General features: G+C 65.4%; 14 protein-coding genes. 9 read left to right on the forward strand and 5 right to left on the reverse strand.

The features are described 5' to 3' along the window. Positions 1-71 precede the first annotated feature (71 nt). On the forward strand, positions 72-989 hold the full coding sequence (locus WDX12_RS06395) for a polyprenyl synthetase family protein (protein WP_434724296.1): 918 nt from the start codon (positions 72-74) through the stop codon (positions 987-989). A 37-nt stretch (positions 990-1,026) separates the two neighbouring features. Here the strand turns inward: WDX12_RS06395 and WDX12_RS06400 are convergent, their stop codons facing one another. Next, a complete protein-coding gene (locus WDX12_RS06400; protein WP_320296516.1) occupies positions 1,027-1,950 on the reverse strand; it encodes an SMP-30/gluconolactonase/LRE family protein in 924 nt (307 codons plus the stop codon). Positions 1,951-2,084: 134 nt separating this feature from the next. On the opposite strand from WDX12_RS06400, the gene WDX12_RS06405 reads away from it, so the two are divergent. The 3 genes from WDX12_RS06405 to WDX12_RS06415 are packed head-to-tail and all read left to right on the forward strand — an operon-like array spanning position 2,085 to position 5,781. Continuing rightward, positions 2,085-3,578, forward strand: coding sequence for a sugar ABC transporter ATP-binding protein (locus WDX12_RS06405; RefSeq protein WP_434724297.1), 1,494 nt, complete (start codon positions 2,085-2,087; stop codon positions 3,576-3,578). 9 nt (positions 3,579-3,587) lie between these two features. Then, positions 3,588-4,670, forward strand: a complete 1,083-nt coding sequence (locus tag WDX12_RS06410) for an ABC transporter permease (protein ID WP_434724298.1) — start codon at positions 3,588-3,590, stop codon at positions 4,668-4,670. A 13-nt stretch (positions 4,671-4,683) separates the two neighbouring features. Further along, entirely contained in the window at positions 4,684-5,781 is a 1,098-nt protein-coding gene (locus WDX12_RS06415) for an ABC transporter substrate-binding protein (RefSeq protein WP_320296513.1), read from the forward strand. Positions 5,782-5,850: 69 nt separating this feature from the next. Here the strand turns inward: WDX12_RS06415 and WDX12_RS06420 are convergent, their stop codons facing one another. The 3 genes from WDX12_RS06420 to WDX12_RS06430 all read right to left on the reverse strand — a co-directional run bounded on the left by WDX12_RS06420 (position 5,851) and on the right by WDX12_RS06430 (position 8,965). Further along, positions 5,851-6,843: a LacI family DNA-binding transcriptional regulator gene (locus WDX12_RS06420; protein WP_434724299.1), complete on the reverse strand. Its 993-nt coding sequence runs from the start codon at positions 6,841-6,843 to the stop codon at positions 5,851-5,853. Positions 6,844-6,918: 75 nt separating this feature from the next. Continuing rightward, on the reverse strand, positions 6,919-7,950 hold the full coding sequence (locus WDX12_RS06425; protein ID WP_434724300.1) for an L-idonate 5-dehydrogenase: 1,032 nt from the start codon (positions 7,948-7,950) through the stop codon (positions 6,919-6,921). Positions 7,951-8,017: 67 nt separating this feature from the next. Further along, complete coding sequence (locus tag WDX12_RS06430) at positions 8,018-8,965, reverse strand: 2-hydroxyacid dehydrogenase (RefSeq protein WP_434724301.1); 948 nt, start codon at positions 8,963-8,965, stop codon at positions 8,018-8,020. 77 nt (positions 8,966-9,042) lie between these two features. On the opposite strand from WDX12_RS06430, the gene WDX12_RS06435 reads away from it, so the two are divergent. From WDX12_RS06435 to WDX12_RS06455, 5 genes are all read left to right on the forward strand, one after another. Beyond that, positions 9,043-9,798 carry an SDR family oxidoreductase gene (locus tag WDX12_RS06435; RefSeq protein WP_320296509.1) on the forward strand — a complete coding sequence of 252 codons (756 nt, stop codon included), beginning with the start codon at positions 9,043-9,045 and terminating at the stop codon, positions 9,796-9,798. A gap of 13 nt (positions 9,799-9,811) precedes the next feature. Then, positions 9,812-10,303, forward strand: coding sequence for a gluconokinase (locus WDX12_RS06440; RefSeq protein ID WP_434724302.1), 492 nt, complete (start codon positions 9,812-9,814; stop codon positions 10,301-10,303). Further along, complete coding sequence (locus tag WDX12_RS06445) at positions 10,300-11,187, forward strand: NAD(P)-dependent oxidoreductase (RefSeq protein ID WP_434724303.1); 888 nt, start codon at positions 10,300-10,302, stop codon at positions 11,185-11,187. The genes WDX12_RS06440 and WDX12_RS06445 overlap by 4 nt, the downstream gene beginning before the upstream one ends. Continuing rightward, positions 11,184-11,525, forward strand: a complete 342-nt coding sequence (locus WDX12_RS06450; RefSeq protein WP_320296506.1) for a hypothetical protein — start codon at positions 11,184-11,186, stop codon at positions 11,523-11,525. The genes WDX12_RS06445 and WDX12_RS06450 overlap by 4 nt, the downstream gene beginning before the upstream one ends. 139 nt (positions 11,526-11,664) lie before the next feature. After that, on the forward strand, positions 11,665-13,998 hold the full coding sequence (locus WDX12_RS06455; RefSeq protein ID WP_434724304.1) for a response regulator: 2,334 nt from the start codon (positions 11,665-11,667) through the stop codon (positions 13,996-13,998). A 245-nt stretch (positions 13,999-14,243) separates the two neighbouring features. Here the strand turns inward: WDX12_RS06455 and WDX12_RS06460 are convergent, their stop codons facing one another. After that, the gene (locus WDX12_RS06460) at positions 14,244-15,380 is read right to left on the reverse strand and encodes a sterol desaturase family protein (RefSeq protein WP_320296504.1); all 1,137 of its coding nucleotides are present in this window, start codon (positions 15,378-15,380) and stop codon (positions 14,244-14,246) included. Between the last annotated feature and the right edge of the window lie 154 nt (positions 15,381-15,534).

The raw sequence follows: 15,534 nt of genomic DNA on the forward strand, positions 1-15,534 counted from the left end.
CCTCGCCCCCTCCGGCATAAAGGCGCAAGGCTTCTTGCGCAATGTCTGTGTGTCGGCTACCGCTCCCGACCATGAGCAAAGACGACCAGATCGCCTTCGAATCCGCGCTTTTCATGCGCGCCGCCGCGGTCGAGACCGAGCTGCGGCGGATCCTCGACGCGCGTCCGCTTTCGGGCGAGATCGCGCGACCCGATCGCCTGATGGCGGCCATGCGCCACGGCGTGCTCAACGGCGGCAAGCGGCTGCGTCCTTTTCTGATCCTGGAAAGCGCTGCGCTGTTTTCGGCCGACAATGACGCGGCGCTGCGCGTCGCGGCGGCGCTGGAATGCGTGCATTGCTATTCGCTCATCCATGACGATCTGCCGGCCATGGACGACGACGATTTGCGGCGCGGCCAGCCGACGGTGCACAAGGCCTTCGACGAGGCGACCGCGATCCTTGCCGGCGACGCGCTGCTGACTTTGGCCTTCGACATCATCGCCGGCGAAGCGACCGCGCTGTCGGCCGAGCGCCGCGCCACCCTCGTTCTCGCACTTGCCCGCGCGGCCGGCGCCGGCGGCATGGTCGGCGGCCAGATGCTGGACCTCGAGGCCGAGCGCAAGCGGCCGGACGAGGCCGGCATCATCACCTTGCAGGCGATGAAGACCGGCGCGCTGATCCGCTTCGCCTGCGAGGCCGGCGCGATCGTTGCTGGCGCACCGCCAGCGGACCGCGAGAGACTGGCCGAGTTCGGCTCGGCGATCGGCCTTGCCTTCCAGCTCGCCGACGACCTGCTCGACCTGACGGCGGACGCCAAGCAGATGGGCAAGGCGACGAACAAGGACGCCGCCGCCGGCAAGGCGACGCTTGCCGCGCTGCACGGACCCGACTGGGCGCGCGGCCAGCTGCACGGCCTGATCGACCAGGCGCATGCGCTGCTCGAGCCCTATGGCGATGCGGCTGAGTTGCTCAAGGAAGCCGCGACCTTCGTGGCGACGCGCAGCAACTGACGCTGCCCCAAATAGCAACAGACCCAAGGGCTGGATCTCATCCCCTTGCCGCCGCATTCGCGACAACGAACACCGCGTAGAGCGACTGCCGCGCCGTGATGAAAAGGCGATTGCGTTTGGGGCCGCCGAAGGTGAGGTTGGCCACCGTCTCCGCAATGCGTATCTTGCCGATCAGCGTGCCGTCTGGGTCGAAGCAGTGGACGCCGTCGCCGGCGCCTGCCCAGACGCGGCCGGCCGTGTCCACCCTGAACCCGTCGAACAAACCGACCGTGCAAGTTGCGAACACGCCAAGCTCGCGCAGCGCGCCGCCTTCCACGGCGAATTTGCGGATGTGCCTCGGCCCGTCCTTCTGATGCGTGACGCCGGTGTCGCCCACATAAAGAATGCTCTCGTCCGGCGAGAACGCGAGCCCGTTGGGCTTGGCCATGGTGGAGATAACACGCACCACCTCGCCGCTCACGGGGTCGGCGCGGTAGACATGGCAGCCGTCGATCTCCTGCTCGGCGCGATCGCCCTCATAGTCGGTCGCGATGCCGTAGGGCGGATCGGAAAACCACACCGTGCCGTCCGAGCGCACCACGACATCGTTCGGCGAGTTCAAGCGCTTGCCTTCGAAGCGATCGGCGATCACCGTGATCGAGCCGTCGTGCTCGGTGCGCGTGACACGCCGCGTTCGGTGCTCGCATGTAACCAGCCGTCCCTGCGTGTCGACCGTATGCCCGTTGGCGTTGTTGGACGGCGCGCGGAAGACCGAGACCTCGCCATTGGTGTCGTCATAGCGCATGATGCGGTCGTTCGGGATGTCGGAGAACACCAGGTAGCGGCCGGCCGCGAACCAGGCCGGCCCCTCTAGCCAGCGTCCGCCCGTCCACAGCCGCTCTACCGCCACGTGACCGACGAAACAGCTCTCGAAACGCTCGTCGAGAACTTCGAACCCGGCACCTTCAATGTCTCCGAACATGACCACTTCTCCGCGAAAACCGGCTCATCGATAGCCTTCGCGGCGCGCAGCTTTCAAGACTTGACCTGCAAAAATGTTAGCGATAACATCAATCGCAATTCAGTCGTTTGCTTGGCTTGGGAGGAGGCCAAAAAATGCGGCCCAAGCTCATCGAATTCATCGACATCTCCAAGCGCTTCGGCGGCACCTTGGCGTTGAAGTCGGTCTCGCTCGACATCCACGAGGGCGAGATCGTCGCTCTGCTCGGCGAGAATGGCGCGGGCAAGTCGACGCTCATCAAGACGCTCGCCGGCATCCACAAGCGCGACCAGGGGACGATCCGCTTCCGCGGCGAGGACTACCATCATCGCCCGCCGCGTCCGAACCAGCCGCAGAAAGTCGCCTTCATCCATCAGGACCTCGGTCTGATCGAATGGATGACGGTGGCCGAAAATGTCGGCATGGCGCAGGGTTTTTCTCGGCGTTCCGGTCTGATCGACTGGCGCGACACCGAGCGTCGCGCCGAGCGCGCGCTGGCATTGGTCGGCTGCGCCTTCGATCCGGCGACGCGCGTCCAGGACCTGTCACGAACCGAAAAGTCACTGGTGGCCATTGCGCGCGCCTTGGCCACCGAGGCCGATGTCCTGGTGCTCGACGAGCCGACGGCAAGCCTGCCTGCGGACGAGGTCGAGCGCCTGTTCGAGGCGCTGCGGCCGCTGCGCCAGCGCGGGGTCGGAATGATCTACGTCTCGCACCGGCTGGACGAGGTGTTCCGCATCGCCGACCGCGTCGCGGTCATGCGCGACGGCCGAATGGTCGCGGTCAAGCCGGTCGACGAGACCACGCCGCAGGAACTGGTCGATCTCATCGTCGGTCGGCCGGCGCACCAGATGTTCGCCAAGTCGCGCTGGCAGGATGGGCCGGAGCGGCTCAAGGTCGAAAAGCTTACCAGCGGCAATGTCGGCCCAGTAGGTTTCGAGGCGCGCTCGGGTGAATTGCTCGGACTGGTCGGCCTGCGCGGTGCCGGCCAGGAAGCCGTCGGGCGCGCGCTGTTCGGCGCCGAGCGTTTCGACGGCACGGTGCTGCTCGACGGCAAGCGCCTCGACCTGTCCTCGGTCGGCGCCGCCCTTGCCGCGAGCGTCGGGCTGATCGCCCGCGACCGCACCGAGGAGTCTGTGGCGCTGTCGCTCTCCGTGCGCGAGAACATGTATCTCAATCCGTCGGCCGTCGGCCGCGGGCTTTTCTCCTTCATGAAGCCGGCGCGGGAAAGCGAGCTTACCCGGGAGCTCGGCGCCCGGCTGGGGCTGCGCCCCAACGACCCGCATTTGCCCATCGAGGCGCTGTCCGGCGGCAACCAGCAGAAGGTGGTCGTCGGCCGCTGGCTGGCGACGGGCCGCAAGCTTTTGATCGCCGAGGATCCGACGGCCGGCGTCGATGTCGGCGCCAAGGCCGAGATCTACCGGCTGATCGCAACCGCCGTCGAAGCCGGGCTGGCGGTCATCGTCGTGTCGACCGATTTCGAGGAGGTCGCCCATATCTGCCACCGCGCGCTCGTCTTCTCACATAACCGCATCGTGCGCGAGCTGGCCGGCGATGCCCTGACGACGGCGGCGCTGGTCAGCGCCGCCTCCGTGTCCGAAGCCGCCTGAGGAGAATCCATGAACTCGATCAAGTCGACGGCGCTGGAGCCGACCCGTTCGGAACTCTCCGGATTGAGCCCTGCCCAGAGGACGGCGCGCTATCTGCCGGTCTACGGCCTGCCGATCCTGATGCTGCTTCTGATCGTGCTGTTCTCGCTGCTCCTGCCGCGAACGTTTCCGACGCTGCTCAACCTGCGCTCGATCGTCTCCGACAAGGCGATCATCGCCATCCTGTCGCTGGCCGCCATGATCCCGATGGCCGCTGGCCGCATCGACCTCACCGTCGGTTACGGCATCGTGCTGTGGCACATCCTTGCGATCAGCCTGCAGACCGCCTTCGGCATTCCGTGGCCGATCGCAGTGCTGATCGTCATCGCGCTCGGCGTCCTCACCGGCTTCATCAACGGCCTGCTGGTCGAGGTGGCGCGCATCGATTCCTTCATCGCAACGCTCGGCACCGGCACCGTGCTCTATGCTTTGGCCATGTGGTACACCGGTGGCCGCCAAGTCGTCGGCGTGCTGCCTGACGGCTTCCTTGCGCTCAACGGCACGATGCTGTTCGGCCTGCCGATCACCGGCTACTACGTGATTATCCTGGCGCTGGCGATGTGGCTGGTGCTCGAATATCTGCCGATCGGCCGCTACCTCTACGCCATCGGCGCCAACCCGAAGGCGGCCGCGCTCAACGGCATTCCGGTGCAGAAATTCGTCATGGGCGCCTTCGTCGCCTCCGGCGCACTGACCGCGCTCGGCGGCGTGCTGCTCGCCTCGAAGCTGCGGATCGGCCAAGCCAGCGTCGGCCTCGAATACCTCCTGCCGGCGCTGGTCGGCGCCTTCCTCGGATCGACCACCATCAAGCCCGGTCGGGTCAATGTCTGGGGCACGATCGTCGGCGTCGTCATCCTTGCGGTCGGCATTTCCGGCATCCAGCAGTTCGGCGGCTCGTTCTGGGTCGAGCCGCTGTTCAACGGCGTCACCCTGCTCGTGGCGATCGGCATCGCCGGCTACGCGCAGCGCCGCCGCGGCGCGGTCGTGCCGCCCCGAGCAGCCACCGATCAACCACCCGCCAGCCAACCAACAAAGACAACCGACAATGCTTAATGGGAGAAACGATATGCAGCGCAGAACATTCCTCCAGCTTGGCGTCGCCTGCCTGGCGTTTGGCATCGCCTCGCCGACCCTGGCCGACCCCATGGCCGCCGCCAAGGCCGTCGTCGACAAATACGCCAGCAAGGTCGAGAAGTGGGACGGCCCGACGACAGGACCGAAGGGCGCTGCCGGCAAGACCATCGTCGTGCTCGGCGCCGACATGAAGAATGGCGGCATCCTCGGCGTCACCAAGGGTGTGGAGGAAGCCGCGGCGGCACTTGGATGGACGGTCAAGACCCTTGATGGCGCAGGCTCCATCGGCGGCCGCACGGCGGCCTTCGGCCAGGCGCTGGCGCTCAATCCCGACGGCATCATCATCAACGGCTTCGACGCGGTCGAGCAGAAGCCGGCGATGGAACAGGCCAAGGCCGCCAAGATCCCCATGGTGGCATGGCATGCCGCGCCGACGGTCGGGCCCATCGACGATCTCGGCATCGTCGCCAATGTCTCGACCGATCCGATGGAAGTGTCGAAGGCGGCCGCCGACTGGGCCTTCGTCGACGCCAAGGGCAAGCCCGGCGTCATCATCTTCACTGATTCCACCTACCAGATCGCCATCGCCAAGGCGGACCGGATGAAGAAGGAGATCGAGGATCTCGGCGGCAAGGTGCTCGAATATGTCGATACGCCGATTGCCGAGACCTCGCAGCGCATGCCGCAGCTCACCACGTCGCTCCTGCAGAAATACGGCGATGCGTGGACCCACTCCCTGGCGATCAACGATCTATATTTCGACTTCATGGGACCGTCGCTGGCGGCGGCCGGCAAGTCCGGCACCGACGCGCCGATCAACGTGGCGGCGGGCGACGGCTCGGAATCGGCCTACCAGCGCATCCGCTCGAGCCAGTTCCAGAAGGTGACGGTGGCCGAACCGTTGAACCTTCAGGGCTGGCAGCTCGTCGACGAGCTCAACCGCGCCATGGCCGGCGAGAAGTGGTCGGGCTACATCTCGCCGCTGCATGTGGTGACGTCGGACAATGTCGAATTCGACGGCGGCCCGGACAACCGTTTCGATCCCGGTAACGGCTACCGCGACGAGTACAAGAAGGTCTGGGGCAAGTAAGCACTACAGGATCAGGACAGGCAAGCGGCCGGCGATCATCCCGCCGGCCGTTTGTTTTCTCCGAACCGATCAGGCCGTGTGGCGAACGATTACCTTGGGCGTCATGCCGAGGACGACCCGGTCGTCGGGTGCTCGCCGCCCGTTGAGCAGGTCGAGCACCAGTTCGGCGACGCGGATGCCGATCTCGTGCGCCCCGACGTCGATCGTCGTGATCGAGGGCACCGACTGCTCGGCAAGGTCATAGGCGCCGAAGCCGGCGATCGCGACGTCATCGGGAACGCGGATGCCGCGCCGTACGCACTCCATCAGCGCGCCGAAGGCGGAAAGGTCCGACACGCACATCACCGCCTGTGTGTCGGGCCAGCGCGAGATCATCTCGATCATGGCGGCAGCACCCTCGCGCATCGAGATCGGCGGCACGCCGGAAGCGATGACGCGCGAAGCATCGAGGCCGCGGTCCTGCAATGCGGCGACGAAGCCGCGCCGCCGGTCCAGGCCGCGCGTGTCGCGCGAGGTGTCGCCGCCGATGAAACCGAGCCTCAAGTAGCCGCGTTCGACGAAATGATCGACCATCAAGCGCCCGGCGTCTGCGTTGGAAAAGCCGACGACATGGCCGATCGGATCGGCCGGCAGGTCCCAGGTCTCCACCACCGGGACGCCGGCATTGGCCAGCATCTTGCGGCAGCGCGGCGTATGCCGGCCGCCGGTGACGATGATTGCTTCCGGCCGTCGCTGCAGCAGCTGACCAACCAGACGCTCTTCCTCCTCGACATTGTAGTCGGTGAAGCCGAGCAGGATCTCCAGCCCGCTGTCGCGCAGGCCCTCGGTCATGCCACGCACGGTGTCGGCGAAATTGGCGTTGTTGATCGAGGGGATCGTCGCCGCCACGAAACCGGAGCGCCGCGACGACAGATTTGCGGCGATGCTGTCGAAGACGTAGCCGAGCTCCTCCGCCGCCTTGAGTATCCGGTCGCGCGTGTCGGCGCTGACCGAGGCGTCGCGCTTGAAGGCACGCGACACCGTCATCGTCGAGACGTTGGCGCGATGCGCTACATCGGCCATGGTCGGGCGTTTTGGCGAAGATTGCATATCCGTACGTTATCGATATCACAACGGAATGCAACGCGCCCTCGCGGCTTATGCGAAGGCGATCTGAACCTTCATCGCTCGGCTGCGGTCATTGGCGAGATCGAAGCCCGATAGAACCTCGTCGCAGGCCACGGTGTGGGTGATCAGCGGCTTCACGTCGATCAGCCCCTTGCGCATCAATTCGACCCCGACGGCGAATTCGGCATGGAAGCGGAACGAGCCGTTGATCGAGAGTTCCTTCGCGGTGACCGCCATCATCGGCAGCGTCATGTCGCCGCCGAGGCCGAGTTGGACGATGCAACCGCGTGGGCGCAGCGCCGCGATGCCTTGCGCCAGCGCGGCAGCAGCGCCCGAGCACTCGTAGAGGACATCGAACGTTCCCTTGTCGGCGAGATAGGGCGCCAACCCCTCCGGGTCGTTTCGGGTGTTGATTGTCCTGTCGGCGCCGACGCGCATCGCCATCGACAGCGTGAAATCGGCGATGTCGACGGCGACGATTTCGGCGGCGCCGGCGCGCCGCGCGCTGATGATCGACAGCAGGCCGATCGGTCCGCAGCCTGTGACCAGCACCCGCTTGCCAAGCATCTCTCCGGCCCGACGCGTTGCGTGCAGACAAACCGCCAGCGGTTCGGCCATCGCGGCTTCCCCTGCGCTCAACCCGTCGGCCGGCACGCATTGCAGCGCGTCCGCCACCAGCATTTCACGGAACGCGCCCTGGATATGCGGAAACGGCATGGCGCTGCCATAGAAGCGCATGTTGAGGCACTGGTTGTGCATGCCTTCGCGGCAGTAACGGCAGCTGTAGCAGGGCCGCGACGGCGAGACGGCGACGAGTTGTCCCGCTTCCAGTCCACCGACACCCGGCCCGAGCTTCTCGATCACGCCGGAGACTTCGTGGCCAAGGATCATCGGCTCCTTCAGACGCACCGTTCCGAAGCCGCCATGATTGTAATAGTGCAGGTCGCTGCCGCAGATGCCGCCGGCGGCAAGACGGAGCAGCACCTGGCCTGGACCTGGCTCCTCGACCGGGTGGTCCTCGATGCGCAGGTCCTTGGCGGCGTGTATGACGATCGACTTCATGGCAGGCGAACTCCTCTTGCGGTTCAGGCAAGCAACGGCTTCCCGTGAAAAATTGCGCGAAACAGTTTCAGAGCACCGGCGTCAGCAGCGGCTGGCCGGCAAAATGAGCAGCAAGGTTGTCGCGCACCAGCTTGCCCATCGCTTTGCGCGTTTCGATGGTGCCCGACGCGTGGTGCGGCTGCAGAAGCACATTGTCGAGCGCCAGGAACCGCGGATTGAGCTTCGGTTCGCCTTCGAAGACGTCGAGCGCGGCGGACCCCAGCACCTTCTTTTCGAGCGCGTCGAGCAGCGCGTCCTCGTCGATGTTGGAAGCGCGCGAAATGTTGATCAGCATGCCGTCCTCGCCGAGCGCCGCGATCACATCCTTGTCGACGATGCGGCGCGTGGCGGCCGACGCGGCGAGCGTGACGAACAGGAAATCCGAACGACGGGCCAGCGCGATGGGGTCGGCGACGAACGTCCAATCCGCGGCGAAATCCTTCGGCGCAACGTCGCTGTAGGCGATGTCCATACCGAAGCCGGCGAGACGCTTGGCCACCTCATAGCCGATACGGCCGAGGCCCAGCACACCGGCCCGCCGACCCCAGACGCGGCGCTTGAGCGGGTAGAGGCCCTTGGCCGCCCAACTGCCGTCACGCACCCAGCGCTCGGCGCCGATCATGCCGCGCGACAGGCACAGCATCATGGCGATGCCGAGATCGGCGACGTCGTTGGTCAGCACGTCCGGGGTATTGGTGACACGCACACCGCGCTCCCGGCACGCCGCGAGATCGACCGCGTCGAAGCCGACGCCGTAGACGGAGACGACCTCGAGCGCCGGGCAAGCCTCGATCATGGCGCGGCTGGCGCCGAGCTCGCCGCGCGTGGCGATGGCGCGCACGTGCGGCCCGACCTCGGTGAGAAAGGACGGCTTGTCGTCCGCCGCGAAATAGCGATGCACCACGAAGGCTTCGTTGAGCAACTCCTCGTCCCATGCGGGATAGGGTCCAACCTGAAGGATGTGAGGCCGCTGCATCGGTTTTGCTCCACTTGACTTGACAGCATATGTTATCGATAACATAATGCGGGCAGCGACGAGAGGCAATCGGGAAAATGTCGTCCACCTTGTTCGATCTCACCGGGCGCACCGCGCTCGTCACCGGGTCTTCGCAAGGCATTGGATTTGCCTTGGCCAGAGGGCTGGCCGAAGCAGGCGCCAAAGTGGTGCTCAACGGCCGCGACGAGGCAAAGCTCGGCGCCGCGGCTGCGCAGATTCCCGGCGCCGCGACGCTCGCCTTCGATGCGACTGACCACGGCGCCGTGCGCGCCGCGATCGATGCTTTCGAGCAGGCCCACGGGCCGATCGACATCCTTGTCAACAATGCCGGTATGCAGTTCCGCACGCCGCTCGAGGATTTCCCCGCCGATGCGTTCGAGCGCCTGTTGCAGACCAACGTCGCCAGCGTCTTCCATGTCGGCCAAGCCGTCGCGCGCCACATGATCAGGCGCGGCCACGGCAAGATCATCAACATCGCCAGCGTGCAGACTGCACTCGCCCGCCCCGGCATCGCACCCTACACGGCGACCAAGGGCGCGGTCGGCAACCTGACCAAGGGCATGGCGACCGATTGGGCCCGACACGGCCTGCAATGCAACGCGATCGCGCCCGGCTATTTCGACACGCCGCTCAACGCAGCCCTCGTCGCCGACCCGGCCTTCAGCGCCTGGCTCGAAAAGCGCACGCCTGCCGGCCGGTGGGGCAAGGTCGAAGAACTGGTCGGCGCCTGCATCTTCCTGGCGTCCGACGCCTCCTCTTTTGTTAACGGTCATGTCCTCTATGTCGATGGCGGCATCACAGCTTCGATCTGACCCGCCACCGCGCATGGTCGTCATGGGCGTCACCGGTTCGGGCAAGACGACGGTCGGCGAGGCGCTGGCCCATGCGATCCACGCAACATATGTGGATGGCGACAAGCTGCACCCCGAGGCCAACATCGCCAAGATGAGCGCGGGCATTCCGCTCGACGACGCCGACAGGTGGCCGTGGCTGGCAAAAGTCGGCGAAACGCTGAGGCAGGAGAGCACGCCGATCATAGTCGGCTGCTCGGCGCTGAAGCGCGCGTATCGCGATTTCATCGCCGAACAGGCCGGCGCGCCCGTGCTGTTCATCTATCTCGATGGGTCGCGCGACCTGATTTCCCGGCGCATGCGCGAGCGCACCGGCCACTTCATGCCGACCAGCCTGCTCTACAGCCAATTCGCGACGCTGGAAGTGCCCGGAAAGGACGAGAACGCAGTGGTGGTGGCGATCGACGCGCCGCTGGAGAAGATCGTCTCGGACATAACAGCCACATTTGAGGAGCGACAGTCATGACCCGCATAGTCGCACTGATCGGCGCCGGCGCCATGGGCGGAGCGATCGGCGAACGCCTGCTTGCCACCGGCAACGCCCTCTTTGTGTTCGATCTCGACAAGGCCAAGGTGGCGACGCTGGTCGCCAAAGGCGCCAGCGCCGCGCCCAGCGCGGCCGAGGCAGCCCGCACAGCGGACTACGTCATCCTCAGCCTCAATTCGGCGGCGATCGTGCGTCGCGCCGTGTTCGGCGACGGCGGCGTCGCGGCCGGGGCAAGACCTGGCACGCTGCTCATCGACATGTCGTCGATCGACCCCGAAGCGACCCGCCAGCTGGCGGCCGACGCCCGAGACAAGGGATTGCGCTGGGTCGACAGCCCGCTTTCCGGCGGTGCGCCGAAGGCGCTCGTCGGCGAGCTGACGCTGATGGCGGGCGGTGAGCCGGACGACGTCGCGGATGCTCACGAGCTGCTGCGCGACGTCGCTACCAACTACACCCATATGGGCCCGGCCGGCGCGGGCCAGACGACCAAGCTGATCAACCAGGTGCTGTGCGCTCTGAACTTCATGGCCGTGGCTGAAGCGACGCGGCTGGCGCTCGACGCCGGCGTGGACGCGCTCAAGATCCCTCAGGCGCTGAAGGGTGGCCGCGCCGACAGCGCGATCTTGCAGGAATACCTGCCGCGCTTCGCCACCCGCGACTACCGGCGCACCGGCCGCATCGACAACATGGTGAAGGATCTCAACGCCGCGCAGGATCTGGCGCGGCGCACGCACACCGCAATGCCGCTGACGGCCGTCTGCGCCGAGGTGCACCGGCTGCTGACGGCCGCCGGACTTGGCGGCGAGGATCAGGCCGCACTGATGGAATTTTTCCGACGCAAGGACGAGGAGCCCGGGACATGATCACACGCTATGCGCTGTTTGAAGGCAAGGTGAAGGACGGCCAGACCCAAGCGTTTCGCGAGGACGTGATCAGGACCGTTCTGCCGAAATGGAAGGCGTTCCCCGGCGCGCTCGACGTGCGCGTCAGCTTTGCCGAGAAGCGCGACGACGGCGCACCGGAATACCCGATGATCCTGGCAATCAACTACCGCGACATGGCCGCGGTCGAAGCGGCGCTCGCGAGCCCGGCCCGCGCCGAATCGCGGGCCGCGACCGAGGCGGTATTGGCCAAGTATTTCGAAGGCCGAATCCACCACCACGTCACTATCGCAAACGAGTTTCCCCTGGCCGGAAATTGACTCCCTTCGTCAGCCCGGCCGATGCGGAGGCACCGCACGCGTCTTGCCGAAACCAAGGGGCCCGCGCACCAACGAAATCTTAATGTAAATCAAGCGTAATCCCGACCATTAAAATTGTGCGTATGTGTTGGGGTTGCGCATGCCGGAATATTCTTCCTTCATCCGGTCGATCCGGATCCGCTACATTTCGGGACTGCTTGTCTTCGCGCTGGCCTCGGCCGCCGTCATGTTCGCGCTCAACCGTGTGAATTCGTACCGCCACGAGGTCGATGCCCTCAGCGGCAATTTCGTCATCTTTGCCCGCGACCTGCGCAACGCCACCAATTTCGCCGAGACGACCGGCACCGCCTGGCGCAGCGAGACACGCGACGCGTTGGCGACCGCCGCGCGCGGCCATTCCGAACGCCTGATGGCCGAGATCGGCATCCTGAACGCCCAGCTTGCCGCGATAAGGCCGCGCCTGTCGAAGAACACTCTCAACGCCTTGGACACCGCCTCGGTCAATGACGACCTGTTCTGGTCGGCGCGCGATATGGTGCGCAACTTCAACCTGATGGCGGTCGCCCAGAAGGTCGACGAGTGGAGCTACCGCGAGATCCGCAACCAGAACGACCTCTTCGCTCAGCCGATGCTGGTGAAGGTGCGCACCGCATTCGACGAGGAGCGCCGCCTCGCCGATGCTTCAAACGACCGACTGCTGCTATGGGCGAGCGGCCTTTTGTTCGCCGTGCTCGCCATCGCGGCGGCTCTGATCTTCCGGCCGATGGAGAATGCGATCCGGCGCGCCTTCGCCGAGACCGCCGCATCCTTGTTCAAGGCCGAGGCCGCCGATCGCGCCAAATCCGAATTCCTCGCCAATATGAGCCATGAGATCCGCACGCCGATGAACGGCGTGCTCGGCATGGCCGAGCTGCTTGCCAAGACGGAGCTGACGCCGCGCCAGAAGACTTTCACCGACGTCATCGTCAAATCCGGCAACGCGCTGCTCACCATCATCAACGACATCCTCGATTTCTCGAAGATCAATGCCGGCCAGCTGACGCTCGACCCCGCCCCCTTCCGCCTGGCGGAAGCGGTCGAGGACGTGGCGACGCTGGTGTCGGCGCGTGTCGCCGAAAAGAACCTCGAGCTCATCGTGCGCGTCGACCCGCGCCTGCCGGCCTTCGTCGTCGGCGATGCCGGGCGCTTCCGCCAGATCGTCACCAACCTGCTCGGCAACGCCGTCAAGTTCACCGAGAAGGGCCATGTGCTGGTCGATGTCGGCGGCGACGTCGTCGATGGCGTGGTCCAGCTCAAGGTCCGCGTCGAGGACACCGGCATCGGCATTCCCGCCGAGAAACTGCAAAGCGTGTTCGAGAAATTCGCCCAGGTCGACGGCTCCTCGACCCGCCGCCACGAAGGCACCGGGCTTGGCCTGGCCATCGGCGCGCGGCTTGTCGACCTGATGGGCGGCAAGATCGGCGTCGAAAGCGAGATTGGCCGCGGTTCCGTCTTCTGGTTCGCCGTGCCGCTGCCGGCGCACGACCAGCAGTCGCGCGACGAGCTCGTGCCGGTCGACGTCACCGGCGCCCGGGTGCTGGTCATCGACGACAACCCTGTCAACCGCGACATCCTGCTGGAGCAGCTCAGAAGCTGGAGCTTCGACTGCGCGGCCGCCGAAAGCGGCGCGGTCGGCCTCGCCTTCCTCGACCGCGCCTGCCAGCTCGGCGCCTCTGTCGACTGCATCATCCTCGATTACCAGATGCCCGGCATGAACGGCGCCGATGTCGCCAGGGCCATCGCCGCCGACAGCCGCCTCTCCTCCATCCCGGTGGTGCTGCTGACCTCGGTCGACCAGGTCGATTTCGGCAGGATGGTGATCGATTTCGGCATCGTCGCGCATCTCACCAAGCCGGCGCGCTCGGCGGTGCTGCTGGGCACGGTGATCTCCGCCATCCAGAAGGCGCGCACGCAGGGCGCGAAGGCGCATTTTGTGCGCGAGCCGGTCGCGGCCCAGGCGGCCCCGCCGGCCTTCACCGTTATCCGCGGCCCGGCGGTTCCCACGCCCGCAGCGCTGGAATCGACGGCGGCGCCGAGCGGCCCGATCGACATCCTGATCGCCGAGGACAATGACGTGAACCAGCTGGTCTTCGGCCAGATCCTCAACGGTTTCGGTCTCAGCTACCGCATCGCCGGCAATGGCCGTACCGCGGTCGAGATGTACCGCTCGCTGCGCCCCCGCCTGGTGCTGATGGACGTCTCCATGCCGGAGATGAACGGCTATGAGGCGACCCGCGCCATCCGTGCGATCGAACAGCAGAACGGCAATCGCACGCCGATCATCGGCGTCACCGCGCATGCGCTCAAGGGCGACCGCGAAAAATGCATCGAAGCCGGCATGGACGACTATCTGCCGAAGCCTGTCTCGCCCGACCGCCTCGGCGCCAAGATCGGCACCTGGCTCAGCGAGACCGTGGCGGCGAAGACGGCTTGAGCGTTCTGCCGAACAAGGGCGGCTCTCGATAGGATCGACTGCCGAGTTCCCGCCAACCCCCCTCTGGCCTGCCGGCCATCTCCCCCGCAAGGGGGAGATTGGCAGTTTCGGCGCTTCGCCCGGCCTTGCAACGTTGGCGATCGGCGAAGGCCGGCGCGACATCTGATCTCCCCCCTTGCGGGGGAGATGTCCGGCAGGACAGGGGGGTGCTGTCCCGCCGACTCTGAATATTTGTTTTCGAGCTTCTACGCGCGCCGGAACGGATAGAGGAATTGCCGCCAATATCCTTTCGGCACCGGATGGCCATGAATGCCATAGCCCTTTGGCCAGCGTCCCTCGGGCAGGTGATAGGTGCCGAACAGCCGATCGAGCAACGGGAAATGGATGGCGAAGTTGACGTCGATCGCCTCCTTCTCGAGGCCGTGATGCCAGTGATGGAAGCGCGGCGACACCAGCACCTTTTCGACCGGGCCGAAACTGGTTCCGATGTTGGAATGGATGAAGGACGAATAGACGTAGACGATCAGGATATAGGTCTGGATCGCCGATTCATCGAAGCCGAGCACGAACATCGGCGTGGCCGTCAGGCTGCGCAGCACGATGATTTCCAGGAAATGCATCCGCGCGCCGGCAATCCAGTCCATCGACTTGGCCGAATGATGCACGGCATGGAAATTCCACAGGAACGGGATGCGATGGAAAGCCCTATGCACCCAATATTGGGCAAGATCGGTCAGGAACATCACCGCCAGCAGTTGCACGATCCAGGGCAGGTCGTGGACCCAGGCACGCACCGAACCGAGGCCGCCTTGCGCGTTGACGAAATTGGACGGCGCGAGCGTCAGGTAGGTCAGTATCTGCACCAGCAGCGAGGAGACCAGATAGTAGAACAGGTCTTCGCGCCATTCGTCGCGGAACACTGTCTGAGCCCTGTTGCGGGCGAAAATGCGCTCCAGCGGAACGAACAGGACCCCCATGAACAGGGCGTTCAGGATGAAGAAGTCGAGGCCGAAGAAGACCCCTTCGATCCGCAGCTCGTGACGCGCCGGCAGCATGCCGATGAGCGAGGCCAGGAGCACGGTGACCATCGCCGCCGCGCCGAGCGTCTTTTCCCTTCGCAGCATCATGCTCAGGATGGCCAGGATGTAGCCGGAGATAAGCACGAAATAGAGGACCGGCTTGAAGAACAGCATCTGGTGGATGGGCGCCAGGTCCGGCATCGAGGTCAGCGTCGGGTAGCGCAACACGATGACCATCAGGAGGGCGGTGATACCGGCGAGCAATGCGATCGAGCCGGACAGCCAACCGGAGCCGAACGGTCGCTTGGTGCGCGGCGTTTCGAGCTCGCCGACAACCCTTTTAAGGAAATTCCCCTCCGGCATGCTGCCTCCCTTGTAAGACCGCGAATAAAAATACGCGCGGAAATAACTGACCCCGCCCTTACTACCGCAAGGCGCATTAAGATTTAACCGCCGCCGCCCTGACAAGCAGATTCTCGTCGCAACATTAGCAATTGGCTACCGGCGTTGTTGGCGG

The organism is Mesorhizobium sp. RIZ17, from assembly GCF_051127865.1.
Taxonomy (GTDB): domain Bacteria; phylum Pseudomonadota; class Alphaproteobacteria; order Rhizobiales; family Rhizobiaceae; genus Mesorhizobium; species Mesorhizobium humile.